At 63.6% G+C, this 4,320-nt stretch carries 6 protein-coding genes; all 6 read right to left on the reverse strand.

Features of this window, described 5'->3' with window-relative positions; genetic code table 11:
- Positions 1-139, reverse strand: a 139-nt coding sequence (locus VMD50_RS27975; protein WP_325432928.1) for a type II toxin-antitoxin system ParD family antitoxin, incomplete at its 3' end; no start/stop codon positions are given.
- A gap of 721 nt (positions 140-860) precedes the next feature.
- Positions 861-1,850 (reverse strand): aromatic/alkene monooxygenase hydroxylase subunit beta, encoded by a 990-nt coding sequence (locus tag VMD50_RS27980; RefSeq protein WP_325432921.1) that lies wholly within the window; start codon positions 1,848-1,850, stop codon positions 861-863.
- 3 nt (positions 1,851-1,853) lie between these two features.
- Entirely contained in the window at positions 1,854-2,165 is a 312-nt protein-coding gene (locus VMD50_RS27985; protein WP_325432923.1) for an MmoB/DmpM family protein, read from the reverse strand.
- A gap of 2 nt (positions 2,166-2,167) precedes the next feature.
- Positions 2,168-2,482: a Rieske 2Fe-2S domain-containing protein gene (locus tag VMD50_RS27990; protein WP_325432929.1), complete on the reverse strand. Its 315-nt coding sequence runs from the start codon at positions 2,480-2,482 to the stop codon at positions 2,168-2,170.
- Between the two features lie 9 nt (positions 2,483-2,491).
- Positions 2,492-2,737, reverse strand: a complete 246-nt coding sequence (locus VMD50_RS27995; protein ID WP_325432925.1) for a toluene-4-monooxygenase system B family protein — start codon at positions 2,735-2,737, stop codon at positions 2,492-2,494.
- A gap of 4 nt (positions 2,738-2,741) precedes the next feature.
- The gene (locus VMD50_RS28000; protein WP_325432927.1) at positions 2,742-4,319 is read right to left on the reverse strand and encodes a YHS domain-containing protein; all 1,578 of its coding nucleotides are present in this window, start codon (positions 4,317-4,319) and stop codon (positions 2,742-2,744) included.
- Position 4,320: the final 1 nt, after the last annotated feature.

Consider the following 4,320-nt stretch of genomic DNA (forward strand, 5'->3'; position numbering starts at 1 on the left):
GGCGGGTCTCACGATCCTCGAGCAACCGCAGAGCAGAACGCACGACGTCGCTGGCCGAGCGGTAACGACCCGACGCCACCTCATCGTCGATGAACGCGCTGTAATGTTCGTCGAGGCTGAATGACGTATTCTTACCCACACGTCCGATGATACCAAGAATTGGTATCTTAGCCGCGGCGTCAAATGCGGGAACTCCCCCGAAAACAGGCCAGGTGTCCCGAGACATTGTTTACACTGTCGTGTCTCGGGACGTCGTTGACAGCCTGCCAGAGTTTGAAACCCTGCGACCACTTGACCCCCAGTAAATCGCGGTAACACCTGTCCGCAGGTCGCTGGCCTGTCATGGCCAGCTTGTAGGCGTGCATGACGTGCACAAACGCGCACGTCGCTCACCAGCGCATATACTGTGTGGTCCCCGACTGGTCCCCCGACAGCATCCCTCGACTCGCACGATCGCGCACCGCCGGGCGTCGGCCCACGCCGACGGATTTGCAGTCCGCAAAACAGGCCGCACAGTGACGTCGGTCGCGCTGTCGCCGTTGTCGGGCTGACGGGATTTGCACCTGCCAACCACTTGTCCCCCAGACGGATATCAGGTGAATTTGGTTGTCTCGCAACGGCTCGCAAAGGATTCTGATCAGCCGAACCGTCTTAAGCCGTTCCCAGTCCCTCGCGGGATTCTCACCTGGTTGATGTCACAACCCTGCGACAACGGCAGCCTGAGGAGTCGCCGGCTTTTGGATGCTTGGATGTCGGGGCTATTTGACTGCAACTCGTCGGGCATGATCGTTCCCGGTCCAGCTGATGGGAAACGGTAGGCACAGGCCGTTGAGTTCGTTCGGGGAGACGGAATTTGGACCTCAGTGTGCCAACTGCGCGGTGAACGCGGCGACCGAGCCGGCGACGCGGTGACGGGCCGCGGCCGGATCGTTGAAGACCGCGGCCAGACCATCGACGGCGCGGTCTGCGAGCGGATGCCATTTTGCTACCCAGCTGTCGATGACGGCTTGATTGGCGGGGTTGGCGGCCAGTGCGTAGCGGGCCAGGACGGCGCTCCACGCCTGGCTGCGGGTCGTGTCGACGCGCGACTCCTGGAGCAGGGCAGCGGTCAGGCCATCCCCGTTAGCGGTGGCCAGATCAACGAACGCCTCCTTGAACAGCGCGTCGAGCGCCGGCTTGACGACCAGGTTCAGCGCGGTGAATGCCTCACCCCAGTCGTAGGCAAGCAGCAGGCGCTCAAGGGTTTCGCGGGCCGGTTGCCAGGCCTCGTCGGTCTCCCAAATCCGCCGTGTCGCTTCGGTATTGGCGAGTTGCGTGCCGTAGGTGAGCGACAGCGACTTGGCCCGGTAGGCGATCCACTGCAGCGCGCGCAGTTCGTCGGCGGCTTGGAAGAATGCCGCGTTGGTGATGTAGGCGCTCGGTGCCAATTGTCCGACGTACAGGCTGGTGATCTGCAGGACGTGGAACGCGTAGCGAGCCGGTACGTAGATGCGGTTGAGCGTCTCGACCCACGAAGGATCCAGTTGCCCGTCGTGGTCGCGCGCCTCGTAATGGTCGACGACGCCCTCGGCGTAAATTTCGCGGTCGTGTTGCAGTGCGATGTAGCGGCGGTAGTTCAGCGCGGCCGGATCGCGAAAGCCCTCCCAATCTTCGGCTTGCAGCGCTGAGCCTTCGCGATGCTTGAGGTACCACCGGTTGATCGCGCTGTCCGGGTCGAGGTCGAACGGAGCGGGCTTACGGTTGAAGTGGTAGTGGAAGTGGCCGGTGACGGCCTCGTACTCGGTCGGCTTGCGCCGGGTGTCGCCGGTGATGCTCCACGTCTTGAGCCGTCGAGGCGGCGCGGTGGTCATGAGTCAGTCCTCTCGGTCCAGGTACCAGTGCAGTTCGTCGTCGCCGACGTAGCGGATCCGGCCGGCAAACCCCACAAGCGCGGGCTCCAGCGTGGCGAGTGGAAATGCTTGTCCCGCAGCTGCTTCCAGGCTGGCGCGGGTGACGCGCAGGAAGCGCGGCGCGTGGATGCGCACATAGCCGGCGTGGTCTTCGATGACGAGCTCGGCGTCGGGGTTATCGGTGTAAATGGCGTCGGTGAGCGCCGAGACGATCTCGGGATCGAAGCCCCGCACGACGGGACCGACGAGCTTGGCCCGCTCCGCGGTTGCAGTCACTACTAACTCCCTTCTCGGGTGAGCGATACGACGATCCGGTCGCCCTCGCGGCGCACCGGATGGCTGTGCAACCGGCAGTTGTCCGGATTCACCCCGGCGCCGGTGGCCAGATCGAACTCCCAGCTATGCGCGCCGCAGGTCAGGACGTCATCCTCGACATTGCCGTCGGCCAGCGGGAAACCAGCGTGTGGGCACAGGCCGTCGTAAGCGCGGATTTCCCCGTTGCGTAGGTGGGCGAGCAGGAGCGGTCGGTCGCCGACATAGAACTCACCGACCTCGCCCTCCCAAAGTTCATCGATGGTGGCGACGGCGTCCAGGTCTGGGCGCTAGTCATAGAAGGCCTCGACGTGGTCCAGCGGCCCGACGCCGGACGCGGCGATGCCCGCTTGCGGGTCGAGCACGTTCCCGTTGTGGCGCAAGCGGATCGGTGCATCGCTTTTGGCGACGCGGTGCCCGACGACATGGTGGGCAATCGCCGCACCCACGGCCTCAACGGTGTCGGCGTCGTCGACGGGGATCAGCAGTTCGAGCACGTCACCCTCGAACAAGGCAGTCAGCGGAAGCAGCGCCATCGTCTCAGCCCTTCGATCCGTTCTTCGATCCATTCAGCGCCCACGCATAACCGTCGGCGTCCTGGCCCTGCTCATCGGGTGAGAGCCCGAAATACTGCAGCACGGTGCCCAGATCCGGCGGGCTGATCTCGCCCGAGAGCACCCGATCGATCAGCGACTGGTGGCCGGCGAACCGGTCCGGGCGCTGAACGAAAATCCACCGGCACGGCTCCGAGCAGAACAGGTACTTGCGACCGTTGTGCACATGCGTCAGCGGCGCGGCATCGGTGTGCGCACCGACGATCACACCCGCGGCCCGAACCACCGGCAGCTGGCACAGATTGCAGGTGATCGGCAGCGTCTCGGGCAGGGTGGCTGCGATATCGCCGTTGCGAACGTTCTCGGTGATGACGTCCCAGTGCTTGCCGAAATCGCGGTTCCAGCCCGGGTACTTCTCCTCAAGCCACAGCCGCTCGGCTTGGGAGACGCCCGCGTCGGGATTCCACCACACCGTCGGCCGGTAGTACCACACTCCGAGGTGGATAGCATGGTGATACCACGTCAGCTCGTTGATGAATTCGTCCCAGTACCAAGGAAACTCGAGCCCGTAGTCGCGGAACTGGTCCGCGAACTGCTTGACCACCCAGTCCTCGATGAACTCCTTGAAACTCATCCGCCGGCTCTCCAGCGGGGTGTAGTAATCCATCGACAGACCGGTCAGCAGCGCGAAGATGCGCCACGACCGCCAGAACATGTGGTCGATGAGGAACTGGCCCCACTCGCCCTCGCCGTTGTCGATGAGCACCTTGATCGTCGGCTCGCCCTGCTGAGCGTGGCGCGCCTCATCGGTCTGGATCGAGCTGATCAGCGCGCCGAACTCCAGGTCGCCCACATCGACGGCGTCGGCGGCCATACCGAGGAACTGCAAGTTGGTGAAACCGGTCTCCAGCGTGAACGTCAACTGCAACGCGATCGACAACGCATCGTTGGCCACAAACATGTCATCGAACAGATAGCGCACCGCCAGCACGATCCAGTCGTTGGTGTGGAAAGCCTTGAGCGCCCAGTCGCCTCGCGGCTCCTTGTCAAGCAGGCCGTACGGGAAGAACGCCTGGATCTGACCGTGGCGGACCTCGTCGAGAGTGCCGAAAGTCGCGGTGTTACGCCAGGCGGCGGAGCGGCCGAACCGCCCCATCCGGGCCTCACCGATCGACGCCAGGTATTCGGGCATCGTGATCGCGCCGTAGTGCGCAACGATCACCGACTTCCAGCCGGGATCGAGCTGATCGAACAACTTCGAGCGCCCGATCGTGTTCTTCAACGAGTACGTTGTGGTGTCCTTGGTGACCTGATTGTGGACGTACTCGCGGTAGCCGATCTTGTAGGGCTCGTCCCATTTGAGCCACCCTTCGGCGGAGACACGGTGAGTCCCGGACAGCTCTTCAGGAAACACCTCGTCCTCGGCCCTCTCTGCCAACCTGAGTTGAGGCACCTGCCTCCTGAAAATTAATGACCCGAGGGCGGGGATGGAGAGCTTCCCCGAGATGACGAAAAAGGTGACCACATTGGTGCGAGCGACCGGGATCGAAGATCCTGGTCGGATG

It is taken from the genome of Mycobacterium sp., assembly GCF_035506235.1.
Taxonomy (GTDB): domain Bacteria; phylum Actinomycetota; class Actinomycetes; order Mycobacteriales; family Mycobacteriaceae; genus Mycobacterium.

What these genes read in the sequence shown, in the direction of transcription:
- VMD50_RS27980 (WP_325432921.1), bottom strand. Translation starts at nt 1,850, where the DNA reads ATGACCACCGCGCCGCCTCGACGGCTCAAGACGTGGAGCATCACCGGC.
- VMD50_RS27995 (WP_325432925.1), bottom strand. Translation starts at nt 2,737, where the DNA reads ATGGCGCTGCTTCCGCTGACTGCCTTGTTCGAGGGTGACGTGCTCGAA.